This is a genomic window from Sphingomonas sp. PR090111-T3T-6A (assembly GCF_000383095.1).
GTDB lineage: Bacteria > Pseudomonadota > Alphaproteobacteria > Sphingomonadales > Sphingomonadaceae > Solisphingomonas.
On record NZ_AORL01000010.1, the window covers coordinates 348,080 to 370,952 of the forward strand.

The following is a 22,873-nucleotide window of genomic DNA, read 5'->3' on the forward strand; positions in this document are numbered from 1 at the left end:
TCTGAGCCATGGGCCCTTCGCGTCTCTTCATCCTGCGGCCGGTCGCCACGGCCCTGTTCATGCTCGCCATCGTGCTGGCGGGTCTGGTCGGCTTCCACTTCCTGTCGCTGTCGGCGCTGCCCGAGGTGGATTATCCCACCATCCAGGTGACGACGCTCTATCCGGGCGGCAGCCCCGAGGTGATGAGCCAGACGGTGACGGCGCCGCTGGAGCGCCAGTTCGGCGAGATGCCGGGCCTGAGCCGCATGGCGTCGACCAGCTCGGCCGGCGCGTCGGTCATCACGCTCCAGTTCGGGCTGACCGAGGGCCTCGATGTGGCCGAGCAGGAGGTGCAGGCGGCGATCAACGCCTCCACCGCGCTGCTCCCGGCCGATCTCCCCGCGCCGCCGGTCTATGCGAAGATCAACCCGGCCGACGCGCCGATCATGACGATCGCGATCACGTCGGACACGATCCCGCTGACGCAGGTGCAGTCGATCGTCGACACGCGGCTCGCCCAGAAGATCAGCCAGATCACGGGCGTCGGTTTGGTCGGGCTGGCGGGCGGGCAGAAGCCGGCGATGCGCATCCGCGCCGACACGCAGGCGCTGTCGAGCTACGGCCTGTCGCTCGCCCAGCTCCGCACCGCGATCGACAATGCCAACGCGAACAGCGCCAAGGGCAGCTTCGACGGCGCGAACCGATCCTACCAGATCAACGCCAACGACCAGTTGGAGACGGTTCAGGATTATCAGGATCTGATCGTCGCCTATCAGAACAATGCGCCGGTCCGCCTCAAGGATGTGGCGCAAGTCGTTGAAGGCGCGGAGAATGCCCGCCTCGGCGCGCTCGCGGGCAAGACGCCCGCGATCATCCTCAACGTCCAGCGCCAGCCTGGCGCCAACGTCATCCAGACCACCGACGCCATCAAGGCCGAGCTTCCCGAGCTGCTGAAGAGCCTCCCCGCCGGCCTCCATGCCGAGGTGCTGGCCGATCGCACCACCGGCATCCGCGCCTCGGTGCATGATGTCGAGTTCGAGCTGGTGCTGGCGGTCGTGCTCGTGGTGCTGGTGATCTTCTTCTTCCTCCACTCGGCGCGCGCGACGCTGGTGGCGGGGCTGGCGGTGCCGATCTCGCTGATCGGCACGTTCGGCGTGATGTATCTGCTGAACTACAGCCTCGATAACCTGTCCCTCATGGCGCTCACCATCGCGACCGGCTTCGTCGTCGACGACGCGATCGTGATGATCGAGAATATCCAGCGCCACATCGAAGAGGGGATGAAGCCCTTCGAGGCGGCCCTGAAGGGCGCGGGCGAGATCGGCTTCACGATCATCTCGCTGACCGTCTCGCTGATCGCGGTGCTGATCCCGCTGCTGTTCATGGGCGACATCGTCGGCCGCCTGTTCCGCGAGTTCGCGGTGACGTTGGCCGTCACCATCCTGATCTCGGCGGTGGTGTCGCTGACGCTGACCCCGATGCTCTCGGCCCGCTGGCTCAAGGAGCCCAAGGACGAGCATCCCAGCCGTATCGCCCAGCGTTCGGCCGAGGCCTTCACCTGGGTCGAGAAGCATTACACGCGGGGCCTCGACTTCGTGCTGGAGCGCCGTTTCGCGACGCTGATGGTGGCGATCGCCACGCTAGTGCTGACGGCGATGCTCTATCTCGTCATCCCCAAGGGCCTCTTCCCGACGCAGGACACCGGCCAGCTTCAGGCGCGCATCATCGCCACCACCAGCGTATCCTATGATCGCATGGCCCAGTTGCAGGGGCAGGCGGCGAACCTGATCCTTCAGGACAGGTCGGTCCAGTCGCTGTCGTCCTTCGTCGGCGTCGACGGCTCCAACAATGCCGCGCTCAATTCGGGCACGATGCTCATCAACCTCAAGGAAAGCCACGGCAGCCAGGAGCGCGTGATGCGCCGCCTGAAGCAGGCGGTGGACCAGATTCCAGGGCTGACCCTCTATCTCCAGCCGACGCAGGATTTGACGATCGACGCGGAGAGCGGGCCGACCCAGTATCGCTTCTCGGTGCAGGGCTCGAACACGGCCGACGTGAACGCCGAGGCGAAGCGGATCGTGAAGGCGCTGCAATCCGTCTCCAAGGTCCGCAACGTCACCACCGATGCGGGCGCGGAGGGTGCGGCGGCCTTCATCAATATCGATCGCGACACCGCGGCGCGGCTCAACATCACTGCCTCGTCGGTGGACGACACGCTTTATTCCGCCTTCGGGCAACGCATCGTCTCGACCATCTTCACTGAAACGACCCAGTATCGCGTGATCCTGGAGGCGGCACCCGGTCTGCTCTCCGATCCGCAGTCGCTGGGGCTGCTCCATCTGCCGGCGCAGGGCGGGGCGACGCCTCTCAACGCGGTGGCGACGATCACCGAAGGCAAGTCGCCGCTCCAGATTACCCATGTCGGCCAGTTCCCGGCGGCGACCATCGGCTTCGACACCGCGCCCGGCGTCTCGCTCGGCACGGCGACGAGCGCGATTCAGGCGAAGGTGAAGGCGCTTCAGCTCAAGCCCGGCATCTCGATCACCTTCCTCGGCGCGGCGGGGGCCTTCGCCTCGTCGCTGACCAACCAGCTCTGGCTGATCCTCGCGGCGGTGATCTGCGTCTATATCGTGCTGGGCGTGCTCTATGAGAGCTTCATCCATCCGGTGACGATCCTGTCCACGCTGCCGTCGGCGGCGGTGGGTGCGGTGCTGGCGCTGTGGGTGACGGGGCATGATCTCGACATCATCGGGATCATCGGCATCGTGTTGCTGATCGGCATCGTGAAGAAGAACGCGATCATGATGATCGACTTCGCCATCGCCGCCGAGCGCGACGAGGGGCTCCCCCCGCGCGAGGCGATCCGGCAGGCGGCGATCCTGCGTTTCCGCCCGATCCTGATGACGACGCTCGCGGCGCTGTTCGCCGCGATCCCGCTGATGGTCGGCATGGGGCAGGGGGCGGAGCTGCGCCGTCCGCTCGGCATCGCGATCTTCGGCGGCCTGCTGGTGAGCCAGCTGCTGACCGTGTTCACGACGCCGATCGTCTATCTCTATTTCGACAAGGCGCAGCAGCGGCTGGCCCGGCGCGGCTGGGGCGTGAAATCGTCGCCGGACATCGGGCCGGAAGCGACCCCATGAACCTGTCGGCGCCCTTCATCCGGCGGCCGATCGGCACCATCCTGCTGACGATCGGCCTGGCGCTGGCCGGGATCGCGGGCTTCTTCTCGCTGCCGGTGGCGCCGCTGCCGCAGGTGGATTTCCCGACGATCAGCGTGTCGGCCAACCTGTCGGGCGCGAGCCCCGAGGTGATGGCGCAGAGCGTGGCGACCCCGCTCGAACGGCGGCTCTCGACCATCTCGGGCGTCACCGAGATGACCTCGCAAAGCTCGCTCGGCTCGACGCGGGTCACGCTCCAGTTCAACCTCGGCAAGAATATCGACGGCGCCGCGCGCGAGGTGCAGGCAGCGATCAACGCCAGCCGCGTCGACCTGCCCGCGACGCTGCGGCAAAATCCGACTTATCGGAAGGTGAACCCGGCCAACCAGCCGGTCGTCACGCTGGCGCTCACGTCCGATACGCGCACGCCGGGCGCGATCTACGATGCCGTCTCTAACATTGTGCAGCAGCACATGCTCCAGATCGCGGGTGTCGGCGACGTCGAGGTGGGCGGCGGCTCGCTGCCGGCGGTGCGCGTGTCGGTGAACCCCTATCGGCTGAGCCAGTACGGCATCGCCATGGAGGACGTCCGCGCCGCGATCGAGGCCGCCAACGCCAACCGCCCCAAAGGCCTGCTGCAGGGCGCCGACGGGCGGAGCTGGCAGATCTACACCAACGCGGCCGGCCGCAAGGCGGTGGACTATCGTCCGCTCGTCGTGGCGTGGCGTGGCGACGCGGCGGTGCGGCTCGGCGATATCGCCGACGTGACAGACAGCGTCGCCGACACCCGCACCATGGGCCTCTACAACGGCCAGCGCGCGATCATCGTCAACATCACCCAGCAGCCGGGCGCGAACCTGATCCAGATGGTCGACGCCATCCGCGCCGAGCTGCCCGCGCTCGAAGCGCAGCTTCCGGCGGACATCAAGGTGGCCGTCGCGGTCGATCGCACCAGCTCGATCCGCGCCTCCATCCGCGAGATCGAGATCACGGTGTGGATCGCGCTGATCCTCGTGGTGATCGTGGTGTTCGCCTTCCTGCGCGACCTGCGCTCGACGATGATCCCGGCGGTGGCGACGATCGTGTCGCTGCTCGGCACCTTCGGCGTGATGTATCTGCTCGGGTTCAGCCTCAACAACCTGTCGCTGATGGCGATCACGGTGGCGACGGGCTTCGTCGTCGATGACGCGATCGTCGTGCTGGAGAACACGACGCGCCATCTGGAGCAGGGGATGAACCGCTTCGACGCGGCGCTGAAGGGCGCGTCGGAGGTGGGCTTCACCGTGCTGTCGATCTCGATCAGCCTCGTGGCGGTGTTCATCCCGCTGCTGTTCATGGGCGGCATCGTCGGCCGCCTGTTCCGCGAGTTCGCGGTGACGCTGTCGGTGGCGGTGATGATCTCGCTGGTGCTGTCGCTCACCATGACGCCGATGCTCTGCGCCTGGTTCCTGCGCTCGGGCGAGCCGGGCGAGGGGCGCCGCGAGGGCCGCGTCGGGCGTGTGCTGGAGCGTGGTTATCAGCGGATCGAGCGCGGCTATGCGGCGGCGCTCGACTGGGCGCTGGCGATGAAGCCGCTGGTGATCCTGCTGCTCGCCGCGGTGATCGGGCTTACCTTCTACCTCTATGTCGTGGTGCCCAAGGGCTTCTTCCCGCAACAGGAGAGCCCGCTCGTCATGGCGGGCGTGCGCGCCGACGAGAGCGTGTCCTTCCAGTCGATGCAGACCAAGCTCCAGCAGATCGTCGGCATCATCAAAAGCGATCGTGCGGTGCAGAGCGTCGTCGGCTTCACCGGCGGCAGCCGTGCCGGCGGCGCCTTCATCATGATCGCGCTCAAACCCCAGAGCCAGCGTCACGGCCTTGCCAGCACCGACGTGATCCAGCGGCTCCAGCGCAAGTTGCAGCCGGTGCAGGGCATCCGCCTGTTCCTCTCGCCCGTGCAGGACCTGCGCATAGGTGGGCGGCAGGGCAATTCGACCTATCAGTACACGCTGATGGCCGACAGCAGCGCCGACCTTCGGAAATGGGCGCAGAAGCTGACCACGGCGATGCAGGACAGCCCGGTCCTCCAGAATGTCGACAGCGATCTCGCCGAGAATGGCGTCGAGAGCTTCGTCACCATCGACAAGGACGCCGCCTCGCGCGTCGGCATCAGCCCACGCGACGTGGACAATGCGCTCTACGACGCCTTCGGCCAGCGCAACGTCGCGACCATCTACGAGGACATCAACCAGTACAGCGTGATCCTCGGCTGGGATCAGCGCGCCACCACCGGACCGCAGAACCTGCCCGACGTGCGCGTGCCCGCCGGTGCGGCCGCGGCGCCCAGCACGGGCGTCAACGCCACGACGGGCAGCGCAGGCGGGATCGGCAACAGCCTGTCGGCGGGCCTCTCGGCGCAGGGGACGGCCGTGGGGGCGAGCGCCACCTCGGCCCAGTCCGGCCAGACGGCGACCGCCTCGGTGCCCACCAACCCGGCGCTGCGCGATCCTTCGACGGGTTCGGCGCTGAGTTCGAGCTTCCGCAACATGGTGCCGCTGCCGGCCATCTCGACCTTCGGGCAGGCGCCGACGGCCGCGAGCGTCAACCATCAGGGCACCGAGGTGGCGGCCACCATCTCCTTCGATCTCGCTCCCGGCAAGGCGCTGTCGGATGCCGAAACCGCCATCGACGCCGCATCGGCCCAGATCGCCTTGCCGAACAACGTCCACGGCACCTTCGCGGGCGCGGCGCTCACCTACAAGCAGCAGCAGGGATCGCAGCCGCTGCTGATCCTCGCCGCGCTGGTGACGATCTATATCGTGCTGGGGATGCTCTACGAGAATCTCGTGCACCCGATCACCGTGCTGTCGACGCTGCCGGCGGCGGGCGTGGGGGCGGTGCTGGCGCTGATGATGTTCGGGATGGATTTCTCGATCATCGCGCTGATCGGCGTGTTCCTGCTGCTCGGCATCGTGAAGAAGAATGCGATCCTCATCATCGACTTCGCGCTGGAGGCGCAGCGCTCGCGCGGGCTCACCGCCGAGCAGGCCGCCCGCGAGGCGTCGCTTTTGCGCTTCCGCCCGATCCTGATGACGACGCTGGCCGCCGCGCTCGGCGCGCTGCCTCTGGCGATCGGCTTCGGCGAGGGGGCGGAGCTGCGCCGCCCGCTCGGCGTCGCCATCGTCGGCGGTCTGGTCGCGAGCCAGATCCTCACCCTCATCACGACGCCCGTCGTCTATGTCTGCCTCGATCGCCTCGCCGAGCGCCGCCGCCAGCGGCGCGACCGGCGGCGACGCCTGCGTGAGCTGCCCGCATGATCCGTAAAGCCTTCTCCGTTGTCCTGATCGCCGCGCTCGCCGGCTGCTCCTTCGCGCCGCATTATGCGCGGCCTGTCGTGAAGCTGCCGGCCGACTGGAAGCCGGTCGAGGGCTGGCAGCCCGCAGCCCCCGCCGACGGGGCCCCGCGTGGCGACTGGTGGATCGGCTTCAACGACGCGACGCTGACCGATCTCGTCTCCCGTGCCGACGCGCACAACCAGACGCTGGCGCAGGCCGCCGCGACCTATCGCCAAGCGCGCGCCGCCACCCGCGAGGCGCGGGCGAGCCTGTTCCCGACCATCACCGCCAACGGCGCCGTGACCCACACCGTCTCGGGCGGCTCGCGCAGCATCGTGACGGGGGGCGTCAGCTCCTCGGGCGCGCGGGTATCGAACAACTACACCGTGTCGCTCGGCGGAAGCTGGCAGCCGGACCTGTTCGGCAAGATCGGCAACACCGTCTCCAACGCGCACGCGACGGAGCAGGCACGGCTGGCGGACCTCGCCTCGGCGCGGCTCGCGCTGCATGGCGAGCTGGCCACCGACTATCTCAGCCTGCGTGCCGCCGACGCCCAGATCGCGAGCCTGACCGCGACGGTCGAGGCCTATCAGCGCTCGCTCCAGATCGCGACCAACCGCTACAATGCCGGCATCGCGCCGCATACCGACGTATTCCAGGGCCAGTCCCAGCTCGCCTCCGCCCAGTCCGACCTCGAAGGCGAGAAGCGCACCCGCGCCCAGTTTGAGGATGCGATCGCCGTGCTGGTCGGCGAGAACCCGGCGAGCTTCACGCTCCCCACGCTGGCGGGCGCGTGGACGCCGGTGACGCCCGACGTGCCGGCGGTGCTGCCCTCGACGCTACTGGAGCGCCGCCCGGACGTCGCCTCGGCGGAGCGGCAGGTCGCCGCCGCCAATGCCGAGATCGGGGTGGAGAAGGCCGCTTTCTTCCCGACCCTCGGCCTGTCGGGCAATGGCGGGTTCAACAATGGCTCGCTGTCGGGGCTGTTCGCGTCGTCGGCGCTGCTGTGGTCGCTGGGCGCGCAGGTGAGCGAGACAATCCTCGATTTCGGCGCGCGCTCGGCCCGCGTGCAGCAGGCGCGCGCGGCCTATGAGGGCGCGGTCGCGAACTACCGGCAGGTGGCGCTCACCGCCTTCCAGGACGTGCAGGACAATCTGGTCGCCGAGCAGGTGCTGGCGCGGCAGGAGGTGTTGCTCCGCGCCGCGTCGGTGGCTGCCGACAAGAGCGAGGCCTCGATCCGCGACCAGTATCGTGCAGGCATCATCGTCTACACCGACGTGGTAAGCGCGCAGGCGACGGCGCTTTCCGCCCGCCGCGCGCTGATTCAGGGGCAGCTTGACCGGCAGAACGCGGCGGTCGCGCTCATCCAGGCGCTGGGCGGCGGCTGGAACCAGGCGGACATCACCAACGGCGCGGAAGCCGCGCGGGCCGCCGCGATCCGCAAGTCCCAGCAGCCCTGAGGATCAGCGCGCGCCCTGTCCGAACAGGATGCGGCGCGATTCCTCGTCGCTGACCGAGGGCGCGGTGTTGATCGTGTCGGCCAATGCGTAGGCGCGCTTGGTGGCCGGGCGCTCGGCGATCGCCTCGAACCAGCGCTTCAGGTTGGGGAAGTCGGCGAGATCCTGCCGCTGGCGCTCGTGCGGGACGATCCACGGATAGCTGGCCATGTCCGCGATCGAATAGCCCTCGCCGGCGAGGAAGGGGCGGTCGGCCAGCCTCTTGTCCATCACGCCGTAGAGCCGCGCCGTCTCGCGGACGTAGCGGTCGATGGCGTAGGGGATCGTCTCGGGCGCATATTGGGTGAAGTGGTGGTTCTGCCCCGCCATCGGCCCAAGCCCGCCCATCTGCCAGAACAGCCATTGCAGCACCTCGGCGCGGGCGTGCGGCTCTTGCGGAATGAAGCGGCCGGTCTTGTCGGCGAGATAGAGCAGGATCGCGCCGCTCTCGAACAACGAGATGGGCTCGCCGCCGCCGGCCGGCTCATGATCGACAATCGCGGGGATGCGGTTGTTGGGCGCGATGGCGAGGAAGTCGGGCGCGAACTGGTCGCCCTTGCCGATGTTCACCGGATGGATGCTGTAGGGGAGGCCCGCTTCCTCCAGGAAAAGCGTGATCTTGTGGCCGTTCGGCGTGGTCCAGTAGTGAAGGTCGATCATCACACACCCCTGATCGCAGCAACAGGCCGCGGACATGGGGAGGCCGCCCGCCCGCCGCCACCCCTTCATGCGAAGAAGCGACAAGCGGGTTCACCCCCCGCCGTGCGAACGCTATGGGCTGGTTTGACTCGAACGAGGAGACGACATGGACGACGCGCTTCGGCAGGCCGCGCTCAACTATCACCGCGAGCCGCGCCCCGGTAAGCTCTCCATCGAGCCCACCAAGCGGATGGAAACGCAGCGCGACCTCGCGCTCGCTTATTCGCCCGGCGTGGCGGCGCCCTGTCTCGACATCGCGGCGAACCCCGATCTGGCGCGCGACTATACAGCGCGCGGCAATCTGGTGGCGGTGATCTCCAACGGCACGGCGGTGCTGGGCCTCGGCAATATCGGCGCGCTGGCGTCCAAGCCGGTGATGGAGGGCAAGGCCGTCCTCTTCAAGAAATTCGCCGGCATCGACGTGTTCGACATCGAGGTCGACGCCACCGACCCGGACAAGTTCGTCGAGGTGGTCGCAGCCCTGGAGCCGACCTTCGGCGCGATCAACCTCGAGGACATCAAGGCGCCGGAATGCTTCGAGATCGAGGCGAAGCTGCGCGAGCGGATGAACATCCCCGTCTTCCACGACGACCAGCACGGCACCGCGATCGTCTGCGCGGCGGCGGTGCGCAACGGCCTGCTGCTTCAGGGCAAGCATCTCTCCGAGGTGAAGGTGGTGACGTCGGGCGCGGGTGCTGCGGCGATGGCCTGCGTGCGCCTGCTGATCGCGATGGGCCTGCCGCAGGACAATGTGACGCTCACCGACATCAAGGGCGTCGTCTACAAGGGCCGCGAGGGCCTGACCCCTGAGTTGGAGCCCTTCGCGCGCGAGACCAACGCGCGCACGCTGGGCGACGTGATCGCGGGTGCCGACGTGTTCCTCGGCCTCTCCGCGCCGCGCGTGCTCAAGGAAGAGTGGCTGCCGCTGCTCGCCGAGAAGCCGCTGATCCTCGCACTCGCCAATCCCGAGCCCGAGGTGCGGCCCGAGATCGTGCAGCAGGTGCGTCCCGACGCGATCATGGCGACCGGCCGGTCGGACTATCCGAACCAGGTCAACAACGTGCTCTGCTTCCCGTACATCTTCCGGGGCGCGCTCGATTGCGGCGCGACGACGATCAACGCCGAGATGGAGCTGGCCTGCGTCGAGGCGATCGCCGAACTCGCGCGGATCGAGCCGGACGAGGTGGTGGCGCGCGCCTATGGCGGCGCGGCGCTGGTGTTCGGGCAGGATTATATCATCCCCAAGCCCTTCGATCCGCGCCTCGCGCTGCTGATCGCGCCGGCGGTGGCCAAGGCCGCGATGGCGACCGGCGTGGCGCGCCATCCGATCGAGGATTTCGTCGCCTATGAGCAGCAGCTCCAGCGCTTCGCCTATCGCTCGGGCCAGCTCATGCACCCGGTGTTCGAGAAGGCGCGCGCCGCCCAGACCCGCGTGGCCTATGCCGAGGGCGAGGACGAGCGCGTGCTCCGTGCCGCGCAGGTGGTGGTCGACGAGCGGCTGGCGCGCCCGGTGCTGATCGGCCGACGGGATGTCATCAAGTCCAAGATCAGCGGCCTCGGCTTGCGCATGGCGGTGGGGCAGGATGTCGAGATCGTCGATCCCTTCGCCGACGAGGAAGTGCTCGCCCCGCTGACCGATGGCTATCAGAAGATCGTCGACCGTCGCGGCGTCACCCCCGGTGCGGCGCGCTACCGGATGCGGGGGCGTCCGGCGCTGACCGCCGCCATGCTGCTCCAGCGCGGCATGGTGGGCGCGGCGCTTTGTGGCGGTGCGGCCGACTGGTGGCAGCAGACCGCCGACGTGCTGCCGATCATCCCCCGCCTGCCGGGGCTCCAGCGTGTCTATGCGCTCTCGGCGCTGATCCTGGGCGAGCGGACTTTGTTCTTCTGCGACACGCACATGAACGTCGACCCGACCGCCGAGGAGGTGGCCGAGATGACCGTGCTCGCGGCCGACGCGATCCGCCGCTTCGGCATCACGCCGCGCGCGGCTCTTCTCAGCCACAGCAATTTCGGCGCCTCCAACTCGCCGAGCGCGCGCAAGATGCGCGAGGCGCTGGCGCTGGTGCGCGAGGATGCGCCCGAGCTGGAGATCGACGGCGAGATGCACGCCGATGCCGCGCTGATCCCGGCGCTGCGCGATCTGATGGTGACGTCGAGCAGCCTGACCAACGGCGCGAACCTGCTGGTCATGCCCAATCTCGATGCGGCGAACATCGCCTTCACGCTGCTGTCGGCGGCCACCAACGCGCTTCAGGTGGGGCCGATGCTGCTCGGCATGTCGAAGCCGATCCATGTGCTGACCGCCAGCGCCACCGCGCGCGGCATCGTCAACATGACGGCGCTCGCGGCCGCCGGCAACGCGGCGCCCGGCGAGGATTGAGCTAGAAGAGCGTGCCCTGTGGCGGCGGGGGCGGCTCGGGCGGGCCATTCTCGCCGCGCCGCTTCAACTCGGTCCGCGCGGTGAAGCGGACATCCTCGTCGCGATCGGCGGCGAGGCGATGGAGCGTGTCGAGATCCAGCTCCGGCCAGTGCTGCCCGCGGTGCGCGCCCGCCGGCACGCGCGGCAGCAGGCCGGGCTCGGCGCTCCACGCCAGCAACTGGGCGACGGACGCCTGATTGAGCATGTCGCGCAGATGGTGCGCCGTCACATAGGCGTCGGGCAGGGCGCGGTGGGCGGGCAGGCCGAGGGCGCGGTCCAGCCCCGCCGGCATCCGCCAGTAGCGCAACACCTGATTGGAGAAGCTGGGCGAGCCCGGCCACAGCCTGAGCGCGCATTTCCAGGTGCAGATCCACCGCGCGCCGCCGGTGAGCGCAGGCGTGCAGAAGCGTTGCTCGAAGGCGGCATGGTGCGCGGCCAGCGCGAGCGCGCCGTCTTCCGGCCGCAGGATCGACGGCGCGACCTGGGGCCAGAGCGGCGCATCCGCCACGTCGGCGTCGATGATGTGATGGATCGCCATGGTGACGGGCGGGATCAGTCGGCCGGGATGAACCAGCCGCTGGCCCCGCTCCCCATTGACGATCCAGCGCCCGTCCGCACCCTGCACGACATCCTGCCAGCCGATCTCGCAGACGCCGTGGGCCGGCGGGCGGGGGCCTGTCGTCTCCAGATCGATCACGCGGATACGGGACGCGGACATGCCCGGAATATGGTTCAGTCCGGGCTGGACGTCATCCCCGCCCGATCCCCCGAGCCGGCCTGCCTCACAGATGGAGGTCGCTCGGCCCTTCGAGGTGGAGGTAGGTCGCGTCGAACTCGCCGATCGCGACCAGCGCCTTCCAGTCCGGTATGGTCACCGACCGGCCGCTGACCACGATCAGTCCCTCCTTGCGGAAACGGGCGAGGACGCGGTTCATGTGGATCGGCGTCACCCCCAGCGCGTCCGCGAGATCGATCTGGGTGAGGGGCAGCTCGAAGCGGCCTCCATTGACGAGACCCACCCGCTTCAGCCGCACCGCCAGCTCGCAGAGCAGGTGCGCCGTGCGGGTGCGCGCATCGCGCCGGCCGACGTTGAGCAGCGTCTCGCGATGGATCGAAGTGTCGAGCAGCGTGTCGTACCAGAAGGCGCGGGCGAGGGCGGGATATTCCTCCGCCGCCCTCAGGACCGCGCCGTGCGGCACCAGCACCACGGCGGCGCTGCGCACCGTCTCGATCGTGTGGTCCGCCACCTTGAAGAGGATGGTATGCAGGTCGACCATGTCGCCGGGCACATGGAAGGACATGATCTGCCGCTGCCCGCTCGCCGTCAGCTTGGAGCGGTAGACGATGCCTTCCAGCACCATGCAGCAATGCGTCGGCCGCTCGCCTTCCTCCACGATCCGGCTGCGCGCGGCGGTGCGCACCAGCTTCTGCGGGAGCGCGTAGAGCGCTTCCCTCTCCTCCTCGGTCAGGCGATCGCGGGTTTCGATCTTGTCGACGAAGGGATCGAGATAATGAAGGACGGCGGTGTGCATGGCTGGGCTGCTTCCTGCTCGATTCTTATTGCGCCCGACCATCGGGTGGACGCAAGCCTCGTCCGCAACGCCCGACGGGAGACGAAAGATGCTGCGCACGTTTGCCAAGTCGATGCTGATCGGGGCCGCGCAGCGTCGCGTGGGCGTGATGCCGGCGGGGGTGATCAGCACCGCGCTCCTCACCACCGGCGCCTCGCTGATGCTGAAGCGCGGGCGCCGGCCGATCGGGCTGGCGCTGGTTGCGGCAGGCGGCGTGTTGCTGTGGCGGGAAGCGGAGCGCAGCCGCGTCGTGGCCGAGCCGGAAAAGACGGAGGGCGAACCCAAGCCCGCAAGCTGATCGCGAGGGGGTGCGATCTGCCGTGCGGACCTCCGGACGGGCTTCCCCTCGGCTTGCAGACAGTGCATTCGACGGGGGAACCGGGGTGAAAATCTGGCGTTTGCCGAGTGGCATCGCAAGTTGCGAGGCGTTTTGAGGGGGTTGGGCGTGGGATCATCGTGGACGGACCGAGCGTGGCGTCATGCCTCCGCCCGTGGTGCCGCCCATGCTCCATCGCGGTTGATCGCGCTGGTCTTCGCGCTGTCGCTGGCGACGCCGGGCTGGGCGCAGCCGCCCGCTTCATCGAATAACGCGCCGACGCAGGCGGTCGACCCGGCCGGGGATGCGGCCTTCGACGCCGCGCTGCCGCCGCTCGACAGCGTCGCGCCGCCGCCTGCTCCTGCCGCCGCCGCGCCTGCCGAGCCCTCGGTCGCGCCGCCGGCGGAGACCGATCTCGCCCAGCCGCTGCCGCCGCTCGCCGGCTTCGATCCGACGCCCGATCTCGGCAAGGCCAAGGTGCCGTCCGCCGAGGAGGCGCGTATCCGCTACTCGGTGAAGGTGGAGGGGCTCTCGAAGCTCGGTCTGGAGGATGAGTTCCGCAGCGTCTCCGAACTCGACGCCGGCAAGCACAAGGCCGCGAACAGCGCGCAGGTGCAGGCGCGTGCGCGCGACGACGTGGCGCTGGCCGAGCGCCTGCTCCGCTCCGAGGGCTATTATGACGGCGTCGCCTCCTCGACGGTGCTGCCCGTGCCCAACCAGCCGGGGCAGGTGGCGGCGACGATCAGCGTGACGCCGGGGCCGCGCTATGGTTTCGGGCAGATCGCCGTCACCGGCGCGCCGCCCGAGCCGACCGCGATCGCCCGCAAGGCGCTGCCGCTCCAGACGGGCGCGCCGATCCGCGCCGTGCAAGTGGAGGGTGGCGAAGCGCAGGTCGCGCTGGCGCTGCCGCAGCAGGGCTATCCCTTCGCCAAGGTCGGCCAGCGGGACATCCTGCTCGACGATCAGAGCCATACCGGCGACTACAGCCTGCCCCTCGATGCTGGCCCGCGCTCCAGCTTCGGCGGGCTCCAGACCAAGATCGCCAAGGGCACGGGCGGCCTCAATCCGCGGAAGAAGGGCAAGAAGGCCAAGCCGCAGAAACCGCAGAAGCCCGTCGATCCCAAGACGATGTTCTCGGTCGAGCATCTGAACGTCTTCCCGCGCTTCAAGCGGGGCGATCCCTATGACAGCCGCAAGGCCGACGACCTGCGGCAGGCGCTGGTGGCGACGGGCATCTTCTCGACGGTCGCGGTCGAGCCGGTCGACACGCACACGCAGGCAGCCGACGGCAGCGAGATCGTCGACCTGATGGTGACGCAGCGGAAAGGTCCGTGGCGGACGCTCTCGGGCTCGGCGGGCTATGGCACGGGCGAGGGCATCAAGGGCGAGGTGAGCTGGACCCACCGCAACATCTGGGCGCCCGAAGGTGCGCTCACGATCGGGCTGATCGGCGGCACGCTGGAGCAGGGGCTGAACGCCTCCTTCGCGCGCTCCAATGCGGGGCAGCGCGACCGGACCTTCGCGATCTCCGGCGGCTTCGATCATTCCAACTACGACGCCTACAACGCCAAGACGCTGAACGTCGGCGTCAACTGGTCGCGGCAGAGCACGCCGATCTGGCAGAAGCGCTGGACCTGGACGATCGGCGCGCAGATCATCGGCACCAACGAAAAGGGCGCGGCGCTGGACCCGACCGGTGATCGCCCGCGCCGCAACTATCTGATCGCCGCGCTGCCGGGGCAGGTGCTGTATGATCGCTCCGACGATCTGCTCAACCCCACCAAGGGCTATCGCCTGCTTGCGCGCATCAGCCCCGAGGCGTCGATCCGCAAGGGCTTCAAGGGCTATGCGCGGATGACGGGGCAGGCGACGGGCTATCTCCCGATCGGCAAGTCGATCGTGCTGGCGGGCCGCGCGCTGATGAGCTCGATCCAGGGCGCCAGCCTCGACGACATTGCGCCGTCGCGGCGCATCTATGTGGGCGGCGGCGGATCGGTGCGCGGCTTCGGCTATCAGGAGCTTGGCCCCAAGGACGCGCAGAACAACCCGACCGGCGGCCTCTCCTCCACGGAACTGGCGGTCGAGGCGCGCTATCGCTTCGGCAATTTCGGCATCGTGCCCTTCTTCGACGCCGGCCGGCTGGGGCAGACCTCCACGCCCGGCATCAGCCACCTGCGCTACGGCGCGGGTATCGGCGGGCGCTACTACACCAATTTCGGGCCGCTGCGCGTGGACGTCGCGACCCCGATCAACCGCCAGCCGGGGGAATCCAAGATCGCGCTCTACATCTCGATCGGGCAGGCCTTCTGATGGCGGAGGAGCCAGAAACCGTCGTTGTGATCGAGCGCAAGCCGCTCTGGACGCGGATCGCCAAGTGGACGGCGATCGTGGTGGCGGGACTGGCGGCGCTGCTGCTGGCGCTGATCGTCGGGTTCAACACCGGGCCGGGCAAGCGCTTCATTGCGGGCCAGCTCGCGGGCTACACCACGCAGTCGGGCATCAACATCCGCGTGCGGCAGATCGAGGGCTCGATCTACAGCCACATGATCCTCCACGGGCTGGAGGTGCGCGATCAGAACGGCGTGTTCCTGACCTCGCCCGAGGTCGCGATCGACTGGCATCCCTTCGCCTATCTCCACTCGAAGATCGATCTCGACAGCGTGACGGCGGGCGAGGTCCGGATGCTCCGCAACCCCTCGCTCAAGCCCGTGCCGAGCGAGCCCAACGCGCCGACCATCCCGGACATCGACCTGACGCTCGGCCATCTGCGCATCGACCGCTTCCTGCTGGAGGCACCGGTGACGGGCCGCCGCCACATCGTCCGCATCGAGGGCAATGCCGTGATCGCGGATCGGCGTGCCCAGCTCGCGGTCAATGCGGACGCGCTGACCGGGCCGGGCGTGGCGGGCGGCGACAGGCTGCGCCTCCATATCGACGCCGTGCCGGACAAGGACCGGCTGCTCGTCGACGTGAAGCTGGCCGCGCCCGCGGGCGGGCTGGTGGACAGCTATGCGAAGCTCGGCAAACCGCTCGATCTCACCATCGGCGGGCAGGGCGACTGGACGCTCTGGAAGGGTCGCGCACGGGCGGTGCTCGGCGGGCAGCCGCTGATGGACGTGGCGCTGACCGGCCAGAACGGCCGCTTCCGCGCGCTCGGCGACGTGCGGCCGGCGATCATGCTGACGGGTGCGGCGGCGCGGCTGACCTCGCCCGCTGTCCATATCGACGCGGCCGCCACACTCGACCAGCGCAAGGCGGATACGACGGTCCAGCTCTCTTCGGCCGCCTTCACCGCGCGGGCGCAGGGGCTGTTCGACTTCGCGGCCAGCCGCTTCGGCAATGTCCATCTCGACGCGCGCCTGCTGACGCCCGGCGTGATCGCGCCCAACCTCACGGGCCGGAATGTCGCGATCTCGGCGGTGCTGGACGGCGCCTTCATGAAGCCGGCCATCGCCTACAAGGCTTCGGCCGACGCCATCGCCTTCGGCACCACGGGCGTCGAGGGACTGGTCGCGGAGGGCAATGCCACCGTCAGCGCCGACAAGATCATCGTGCCCATCCATGCCTCCGCGCGGAAGGTGACGGGGCTGAACGCGGCCGCCGGAGGGCTCGTCACGGGGCTCAGGGTGGATGGCGACATCGCCTATGCCAAGGGGCAGGTTTTCTCCGACAATCTCCACCTGCGCTCGGACCGGATCGACGCCACCGCGCTGATCCTCGCCGACACGGCGACGGGCAAATATACCGGCGCGCTCAAGGGCCGGGTGAACGATTACGACGTGAACGGCCTCGGCCGTATCAATCTCGTCACCGACGCCAGGCTCGTCCCCGGCGTGGCCAACGGCTTCGCCATCAAGGGCCATGTCCGCGTCGAGACCAAGCGGATCACCAATGCCAGCCTTGCGACACAGCTCGGCGGCAATGCCGTGGTGACGGCCGATGTGGGCTATGATCCGAAGGCGGGCGCGACGCTCTCCAATCTCCGCATGAATGCGCCTGATCTCCGCATCCTGAGCGGCGAGGGAGCGTACAATCTCGGCAATGGCGGCCTCCGTTTCCGGGCGGAGGCGTGGTCGCGCACCTATGGCCCGGCGAGCCTCGTCGCGAGCGGCAGCCTCGCCAGGCCGGTAGTGGTGCTGAAGGCGCCGCGTCCGGGCGTGGGCGTCGGGCTGGTCGATCTGGAGGCGGTGCTGACGGGCACGCAGGCCGGCTATCAGGTGAAGGCCAGGGGCGGCTCCAATTATGGCCCCTTCACCGCCGACGTGCTGATCCGCAACGGCAAGGGGCCGTTGGCGATCGACGTCCATCAGCTCCTCGTCGCCGGGATCGGCGTGCAGGGCAGCATTGTGCAGACCGCCAGCGGTCCGTTCGCTGGCGCCTTGCATGTGTCGGGCTCGGGGCTGGGCGGGCAGATCCAGCTCGCGGCGGCGGGCGCGGATCAGAAGGCGGACCTCAACATCACCGCCAACGGAGCCAAGCTGCCGGGCACGCCGCCGGTCACCATCGGCTCGGGTCTGGTGCGGGGCGCGCTGGTGATGCGCAAGGAGGGGCCGTCCTTCAACGGATCGGTGGCGCTGGTGGACGTGCGGACGGGCACGCTGCTGGTGCGCTCGGCGCGCGCCACGATCGACTATAACGCCGGTCGCGGCCGGGCAGCGCTGATCGCGTCCGGATCGAGCGGGGTGCCGTTCGACCTCTCAGGCCAGGCCGCCTTCACGCCCGAGCGTATCCTCGCCAATCTCAAGGGCTCGGCGAACGGCATCGCCTTCCACCTCGCGCAGCCGGCGGTCGTGCTGCTTCAGGGGCACGACTATGTGCTCCAGCCCGCGACGATCGTGCTGCCGCAGGGCAATGTCGAGCTGACCGGCCGTTACGGAGCCACCAGCACGGTCCACGCCAAGCTGAACGGCATCGACATCGGCATCGCGCAGGCCTTCGCGCCCTCGCTCGGGGTGAGCGGGCAGGCGACGGGCACGGTGGACGTGACGCTCCACGGCTCGGCCATTCCCGAGGCGCGGGCGCGGGTGGACATCGCCAATTTCCGGCGGACGGGCGCGCTCGTCGTCTCCGATCCGGTGGACATCGCCATGCTCGGCACGCTGGGCGAGGGCGGTGGGGCGTTCAATGCGCTGATCCGGCGCGGGGGCACGACCATCGGCCGGATACAGGCGCGGGTCGCAGCGCCGCAGGGTGAAGGTTTCGCGGGGCTGATGAAGGCGCCGCTGACCGGCGGCATCCGCTATAACGGCCCGGCCGAGGTGCTGTGGACGCTGACCGGCATCGGCGGGCAGACCGTCGCCGGGCCGATCGCGGTGGGCGCCGACTTCTCGGGTCGTGTCGATGCGCCGCAGTTGACCGGTGTCGTCCGCGCCAACCAGCTCCGTTACGAGAATGAATCGACCGGCACGACGATCACCGGCATCGTCCTCGACGGGCGCTTCACCCAATCGCAGTTCCAGCTCAACCGCTTCACCGGCAAGGCAGGGTCGGGGACGATCCAGGCCTCGGGCACGGTCGGCATCGATGCGGCGGGCGGCTTCCCGATCGACATGACCGCGACGCTGGACCACGCGCAGCTCGCGCACTCGGATTCGCTAGGCGCCACCGTGTCGGGCACCGTCTCGGTCACCAATTCGAAGGCGGCGGGCGGGCTCATCAAGGGTGACCTCAACATCCAGGACGCGCGCTACCAGATCGTCCGCAACGATGCCGCGCAGGTGAGCGACCTCACCGGCGTGCATCGCAAGGGCGCGCCGCCACCCGAGGCGACCGCCGCCGCCGGCCCGGCGCCGAGCAACTGGAAGCTCGCCATCCGCGTCCGCGCCGACAACCGCATCTATGTGTCGGGCATGGGGCTCGAATCCGAATGGAGCACCAAGATGCGGATCGGTGGCACCACGGGCGCGCCGACCGTGGTCGGCCAGCTTCAGGTGGTGCGCGGCACCTACAGCTTCGCCGGGCGCAGGCTCGATCTGGAGAACAGCAGCAGGGTGGAATTCAACGGCCCGATGCTGGACCCCGATCTCGACATCACCGCCGACACCTCGGTCGAGGGCGTCACCGCGACGATCAACATCGGCGGCACGGCCACGCATCCGCAGATCACCTTCACCTCCACGCCGGCCCTGCCGCAGGACGAGGTGCTGTCACGGCTGCTCTTCGGCTCGTCGGTGACGTCGCTGTCGCCAATGCAGGCGTTGCAGCTCGCTGCCGCGCTCAACTCGCTGCGCGGGTCGGGCGGCGGCATGAACCCGCTCGGCAAGCTGCGCGGGGCGTCGGGGCTCGACCGGCTGCGCGTGCTGGGGGCGGACGAATCGACCGGCCGCGGCACCTCGCTCGCGGCGGGCAAGTACATCTCCAACAACATCTATGTGGAGGTGATCACGGACACCAAGGGCTTCACCCAGACCCAGCTCACCATCGCGCTCTCCCGCGCGCTGAGCCTGCTCAGTCAGGCGGGCGGGGCGACGGGGCCGGCGGTGACGCTGCGCTATTCCAAGCACTATTGAGGAAAGATCAGCGCGGCCGGATCGTCGCCCAGATGGGGAGATGGTCCGACGCTCGCATCGCGAGCGGCGAGTGGTGCGTGCCGGCATCGATCACGGCCAGATCGGGCGTTGTCATGATGCGGTCGAGCCGCGCGATCGGGCGGCGGGCGTGGAAGCTCGGCGCGGTGGGGGCGAAGGTGAAATGCCCCATGAAGTCCTTGAGGCAGCCACCCGCGAGGCTCCACTCGTTGAGATCGCCCATCAGCACGGCGGGGAGATGGCCGTCGCAGGCCTCGACATGGCGGATCACTGCGCGCGCCTGCTTGCGCCGCCACAGGCCCGAGAGATCGAGGTGCATCCCGACGATGCGCAGCGCCTGCCCCCGGACCCTGATGTCCGCCATCACCGCTCCACGCGGTTCCAGCACCGGCAGATGGAGCGGGCGATGGTCGAGGATTTCGGCGTCATGCCGGATCAGGATCGCATTGCCGTGCCAGCCCATGCCGCCGGGGCGGATCTCGTAGGGGACGGGGCGATAGGCGGAATGCTGGGCGATCAGGTCGAAGGGGATGGCGCTCAGCCGCGTGCCGGTGCGCCGGTCGGCCTCCTGGAGGCAGACGATGTCGGCGTCCAGTTCGGCCAGCACGGACAGGATGCGCTCCGGCTTGCGCAGCCGGTCCGTGCCGATGGCCTTGCGGATGTTGTAGCTGGCGACCTTGATCGCCATGGCGGCGGGGCCGCTCACTTCTCGGTCTTGGTCTTCCCCCGGCGCTTGAACGCGAACCAGCCGAGCGCCGCGCCCGCCGCACCGGCGGCAAGCAGCACCAGCGCCGTATTGTCGCCCATCGTGCGCGACACCGCGAAGGAGCCGCGGCGCACATAGTCGCGCCCCGTATCGACCGCGTCGCGCGCGGTGGCGGGGGCGTCGTCGATCAGGTCGCGCACCTTGTCGCGGACCTTGCCATAGCCATCCTGAACGGTGCCGACGGCCTGGTTGAGCACGCCGCGCGCTTCGAGCTGCTCGTCATTGGCGACCTTGCCGATCGCCTCCTGCGCCGCGCCGAGCGCCTTTTTGGCGGTACCTTCGATCTGATCCTTGCTCATGTGCGTTGCCTCCTGATGGATATGGCCTATTGCGCGAACGAACGCCTGAATCGTGCCTCGGGTTCGAGGAGGGCCGGTTCGCCTGGAAGGAGATGGATGAAATGCGCGCCCTGACGGCCGGATTGTTCGCCCTGATGATGAGCGCCCCGGCGATGGCCGTGACGCCCTATTGGGCCAATCCCTTCAACCAGAAGATCATGAACCTCGGCCAGGCCGACCGCGACGGCGCGCTGCGCCGGGCGATCACCGACAACAACCAGCGCTGCGGCCGGCTGACGCACAGCCGTTATCGCGGGCCCTACGGCAATCTCGGCACCTGGGTGGCGCGCTGCACGCCGGGGGGCGACTATGCAATCTATGCCGGGCCGGACGGCAGCGTGCAGGTGCGCAAATGCGCCGACCTCAAGGATCTGAAGCTGCCGGAGTGCGGCAAGCTCGACTGATCCCAAGTCAGGCATCCGTCGGCGCGCGCTCGGAGATGGCGGTGGTCCAGCCGAGCGTGGGGAGCGCGATCGCCCGCCCGCCGCGCAGATCGATGCGGATCACGATCGCGCCCTGACCTTCGAGGAAGGAGAGCAGGCGCTTCGCCCGGCCGGTCGAGTGCGTGCCGTAGACGCGGGCGATCTCCGCGTCGGAGGGGCAGGGCGCCCGCTCCAGCGCGGCGCGCGCGATGAGCAGGAAGACGCCGCGCGCATCCTCGGGCAGCAACTCGGCTTCGCGGGCGGCATCCGCCATCGGGTCGTCCTCGCCGATCCCCGCGTAGAGGCCGGCGCGGGCGAGCGACAGGCGCGTGCGGAAGGCTGCGAGGTCGAGGCCTGAATCCGACACGCCGCGCATCCGGCAGCGGACGCCGAAATCCTGGAACAGCACGGCGGCCGGGCGGAAACTCTCACCCTCGTCGGCGATGATCTCGGCGAGGCAGGCGGCGACCACCGCGTCGCGCTCCTCGGCGGTCGGCTCGGGGCGGCCGCGCGCTTCCTCGGTGGGCGAGGCGGCGGGCGCCTCGATCGAGCGGAGGAGCTGCTCCATGCTCGGGCGCGGCGGAGGCGGCGGGGCGGCGGGGAGCGGCAGGTCCAGCTCGGCCGGGCGCTCGAACAGGGCGGCGCGCGCCTCGTCGTCGGGCGCGTTGGGGAGGGGCATCAGCTTCGGTGAGGCGCTGCGGGCCGAAGTCTCGACCGCGCCGATCTTGATCGCCAGCGGGCGGCGCGACACCGCCGGCCCGAGCGCGATGAAATGGCCGCGCGCCAGATCGCGGAACTGCTCGGCCTGCCGCCGCTCCAGCCCCAGCAGGTCGGCTGCGCGCGCCATGTCGATATCGAGGAAGGTGCGACCCATCAGGAAGTTGGAGGCTTCGGCCGCCACATTCTTGGCGAGCTTGGCGAGGCGCTGCGTCGCGATCACGCCCGCCATGCCGCGCTTGCGGCCACGGCACATCAGGTTGGTCATCGCGCCCAGCGACAGGCGGCGGACCTCGTCCGACACCTCGCCCGCGACGGCCGGGGCGAAGAGCTGCGCCTCGTCCACCACCACCAGCGCGGGGAACCAGTGCTCGCGGGGGGCATCGAACAGCGTGCCGATGAAGGTCGCCGCCGCGCGCATCTGGCCCTCGACGTCGAGGCTCTCCAGCGTCAGCACCACCGAGACGCGCTGCTCGCGGATGCGGAGTGCCAGGCGCTTCAGCTCATTCTCGCTGTGCGCGCCGCCGTCGACGACGACATGGCCGTAGCGATCGGAGAGCGTGACGAAGTCGCCTTCGGGATCGACGATCACCTGCTGCACCCACGGCGCGCTGCCTTCGAGCAGGCGGCGCAGCAGATGCGACTTTCCCGACCCCGAATTGCCCTGCACGAGCAGACGGGTGGCGAGCAGTTCTTCAAGATCCATGACGGCGGGCGCGCCATCCGGCGCGGTGCCCATGTCGACAGAGACGGTCATGCCCCCGCTCTTAAAAGCCGTGCGGAGGAGCGCAAGAGAGTCGCGCCGATCTTGGTCGATCCCGAGGCGGGTTCAGCCGTGGGCGTGGCGTTTGCGCGTCTCCGCCGCCTTCCTGGCGGAGGCCGAGCGCTCGGACGCCGGGCGCGCCGCCGAGGCCTCGCCGCCCGCTTTCCCGCCCTTCTTCGAGGATTCATGCGTATCGGGATGGCCGCGGCCCGAGCCGGACTTGTTGCCGCCGCCTGATTCCTTGTTCACGGTCGCCCAGGCGCGGCGTTCCGCCTCCTTGTGGCTGACGCCGCGATCCTCATAGCCTTCCTCGATATGCTCGGCCTTGCGCTTCTGCTTGTCGGTATATTTGTCCTTGTCGCCCTGCGGCATGGGAAGTCCTCCG

At 69.1% G+C, this 22,873-nt stretch carries 15 protein-coding genes; 8 read left to right on the top strand and 7 right to left on the bottom strand.

Translation table 11 applies throughout. From position 1 onward, the window contains the following. Positions 1–8 precede the first annotated feature (8 nt). Genes ST3T6A_RS0104470 through ST3T6A_RS19245 form a run of 3 tightly spaced genes read left to right on the top strand, consistent with a single transcriptional unit; the run spans position 9 to position 7,911 of the window. Positions 9–3,119: an efflux RND transporter permease subunit gene (locus ST3T6A_RS0104470; protein WP_019831698.1), complete on the top strand. Its 3,111-nt coding sequence runs from the start codon at positions 9–11 to the stop codon at positions 3,117–3,119. Then, a complete protein-coding gene (locus tag ST3T6A_RS0104475; RefSeq protein ID WP_019831699.1) occupies positions 3,116–6,433 on the top strand; it encodes an efflux RND transporter permease subunit in 3,318 nt (1,105 codons plus the stop codon). Before ST3T6A_RS0104470 ends, ST3T6A_RS0104475 begins: the two co-directional genes overlap by 4 nt. Then, positions 6,430–7,911: an efflux transporter outer membrane subunit gene (locus tag ST3T6A_RS19245; RefSeq protein ID WP_019831700.1), complete on the top strand. Its 1,482-nt coding sequence runs from the start codon at positions 6,430–6,432 to the stop codon at positions 7,909–7,911. Before ST3T6A_RS0104475 ends, ST3T6A_RS19245 begins: the two co-directional genes overlap by 4 nt. A 3-nt stretch (positions 7,912–7,914) precedes the next feature. Here the strand turns inward: ST3T6A_RS19245 and ST3T6A_RS0104485 are convergent, their stop codons facing one another. After that, entirely contained in the window at positions 7,915–8,607 is a 693-nt protein-coding gene (locus ST3T6A_RS0104485; RefSeq protein ID WP_019831701.1) for a glutathione binding-like protein, read from the bottom strand. A 145-nt stretch (positions 8,608–8,752) separates the two neighbouring features. Here ST3T6A_RS0104485 and ST3T6A_RS0104490 point away from each other — a divergent pair, with 145 nt between their 5' ends. After that, positions 8,753–11,029 carry an NADP-dependent malic enzyme gene (locus tag ST3T6A_RS0104490; protein WP_019831702.1) on the top strand — a complete coding sequence of 759 codons (2,277 nt, stop codon included), beginning with the start codon at positions 8,753–8,755 and terminating at the stop codon, positions 11,027–11,029. A gap of 1 nt (position 11,030) precedes the next feature. Here ST3T6A_RS0104490 and ST3T6A_RS0104495 read toward each other — a convergent pair whose 3' ends face one another. Together ST3T6A_RS0104495 and ST3T6A_RS21665 are read right to left on the bottom strand one after the other, a co-directional pair. Beyond that, complete coding sequence (locus tag ST3T6A_RS0104495) at positions 11,031–11,786, bottom strand: exonuclease domain-containing protein (protein WP_019831703.1); 756 nt, start codon at positions 11,784–11,786, stop codon at positions 11,031–11,033. Between the two features lie 64 nt (positions 11,787–11,850). Then, a complete protein-coding gene (locus ST3T6A_RS21665; protein WP_019831704.1) occupies positions 11,851–12,600 on the bottom strand; it encodes a Crp/Fnr family transcriptional regulator in 750 nt (249 codons plus the stop codon). 88 nt (positions 12,601–12,688) lie between these two features. On the opposite strand from ST3T6A_RS21665, the gene ST3T6A_RS21670 reads away from it, so the two are divergent. The 3 genes from ST3T6A_RS21670 to ST3T6A_RS0104515 all read left to right on the top strand — a co-directional run bounded on the left by ST3T6A_RS21670 (position 12,689) and on the right by ST3T6A_RS0104515 (position 19,464). Continuing rightward, positions 12,689–12,937, top strand: coding sequence for a hypothetical protein (locus tag ST3T6A_RS21670; protein ID WP_019831705.1), 249 nt, complete (start codon positions 12,689–12,691; stop codon positions 12,935–12,937). Positions 12,938–13,156: 219 nt separating this feature from the next. Then, positions 13,157–15,265 (top strand): autotransporter assembly complex protein TamA, encoded by a 2,109-nt coding sequence (locus tag ST3T6A_RS0104510; protein ID WP_019831706.1) that lies wholly within the window; start codon positions 13,157–13,159, stop codon positions 15,263–15,265. After that, positions 15,265–19,464 carry a translocation/assembly module TamB domain-containing protein gene (locus tag ST3T6A_RS0104515; RefSeq protein WP_019831707.1) on the top strand — a complete coding sequence of 1,400 codons (4,200 nt, stop codon included), beginning with the start codon at positions 15,265–15,267 and terminating at the stop codon, positions 19,462–19,464. The genes ST3T6A_RS0104510 and ST3T6A_RS0104515 overlap by 1 nt, the downstream gene beginning before the upstream one ends. 7 nt (positions 19,465–19,471) lie before the next feature. Here ST3T6A_RS0104515 and ST3T6A_RS0104520 read toward each other — a convergent pair whose 3' ends face one another. Together ST3T6A_RS0104520 and ST3T6A_RS19255 are read right to left on the bottom strand one after the other, a co-directional pair. Beyond that, complete coding sequence (locus ST3T6A_RS0104520; RefSeq protein ID WP_019831708.1) at positions 19,472–20,170, bottom strand: endonuclease/exonuclease/phosphatase family protein; 699 nt, start codon at positions 20,168–20,170, stop codon at positions 19,472–19,474. 14 nt (positions 20,171–20,184) lie between these two features. After that, complete coding sequence (locus ST3T6A_RS19255; protein WP_019831709.1) at positions 20,185–20,547, bottom strand: CsbD family protein; 363 nt, start codon at positions 20,545–20,547, stop codon at positions 20,185–20,187. A gap of 101 nt (positions 20,548–20,648) precedes the next feature. Between ST3T6A_RS19255 and ST3T6A_RS0104530 the strand changes: the two genes are divergently transcribed. Further along, complete coding sequence (locus ST3T6A_RS0104530; RefSeq protein WP_026359422.1) at positions 20,649–20,990, top strand: hypothetical protein; 342 nt, start codon at positions 20,649–20,651, stop codon at positions 20,988–20,990. 7 nt (positions 20,991–20,997) lie between these two features. Here the strand turns inward: ST3T6A_RS0104530 and ST3T6A_RS0104535 are convergent, their stop codons facing one another. Then, positions 20,998–22,482 carry an ATP-binding protein gene (locus tag ST3T6A_RS0104535; RefSeq protein ID WP_019831711.1) on the bottom strand — a complete coding sequence of 495 codons (1,485 nt, stop codon included), beginning with the start codon at positions 22,480–22,482 and terminating at the stop codon, positions 20,998–21,000. A 72-nt stretch (positions 22,483–22,554) separates the two neighbouring features. After that, positions 22,555–22,860, bottom strand: a complete 306-nt coding sequence (locus tag ST3T6A_RS0104540) for a hypothetical protein (RefSeq protein WP_019831712.1) — start codon at positions 22,858–22,860, stop codon at positions 22,555–22,557. Positions 22,861–22,873: the final 13 nt, after the last annotated feature.

What these genes read in the sequence shown, in the direction of transcription:
- ST3T6A_RS21670 (WP_019831705.1), top strand. Translation starts at nt 12,689, where the DNA reads ATGCTGCGCACGTTTGCCAAGTCGATGCTGATCGGGGCCGCGCAGCGT.
- ST3T6A_RS19245 (WP_019831700.1), top strand. Translation starts at nt 6,430, where the DNA reads ATGATCCGTAAAGCCTTCTCCGTTGTCCTGATCGCCGCGCTCGCCGGC.
- ST3T6A_RS21665 (WP_019831704.1), bottom strand. Translation starts at nt 12,600, where the DNA reads ATGCACACCGCCGTCCTTCATTATCTCGATCCCTTCGTCGACAAGATC.
- ST3T6A_RS0104520 (WP_019831708.1), bottom strand. Translation starts at nt 20,170, where the DNA reads ATGGCGATCAAGGTCGCCAGCTACAACATCCGCAAGGCCATCGGCACG.
- ST3T6A_RS0104470 (WP_019831698.1), top strand. Translation starts at nt 9, where the DNA reads ATGGGCCCTTCGCGTCTCTTCATCCTGCGGCCGGTCGCCACGGCCCTG.
- ST3T6A_RS19255 (WP_019831709.1), bottom strand. Translation starts at nt 20,547, where the DNA reads ATGAGCAAGGATCAGATCGAAGGTACCGCCAAAAAGGCGCTCGGCGCG.
- ST3T6A_RS0104515 (WP_019831707.1), top strand. Translation starts at nt 15,265, where the DNA reads ATGGCGGAGGAGCCAGAAACCGTCGTTGTGATCGAGCGCAAGCCGCTC.
- ST3T6A_RS0104535 (WP_019831711.1), bottom strand. Translation starts at nt 22,482, where the DNA reads ATGACCGTCTCTGTCGACATGGGCACCGCGCCGGATGGCGCGCCCGCC.
- ST3T6A_RS0104485 (WP_019831701.1), bottom strand. Translation starts at nt 8,607, where the DNA reads ATGATCGACCTTCACTACTGGACCACGCCGAACGGCCACAAGATCACG.
- ST3T6A_RS0104540 (WP_019831712.1), bottom strand. Translation starts at nt 22,860, where the DNA reads ATGCCGCAGGGCGACAAGGACAAATATACCGACAAGCAGAAGCGCAAG.
- ST3T6A_RS0104475 (WP_019831699.1), top strand. Translation starts at nt 3,116, where the DNA reads ATGAACCTGTCGGCGCCCTTCATCCGGCGGCCGATCGGCACCATCCTG.
- ST3T6A_RS0104530 (WP_026359422.1), top strand. Translation starts at nt 20,649, where the DNA reads ATGCGCGCCCTGACGGCCGGATTGTTCGCCCTGATGATGAGCGCCCCG.
- ST3T6A_RS0104495 (WP_019831703.1), bottom strand. Translation starts at nt 11,786, where the DNA reads ATGTCCGCGTCCCGTATCCGCGTGATCGATCTGGAGACGACAGGCCCC.
- ST3T6A_RS0104490 (WP_019831702.1), top strand. Translation starts at nt 8,753, where the DNA reads ATGGACGACGCGCTTCGGCAGGCCGCGCTCAACTATCACCGCGAGCCG.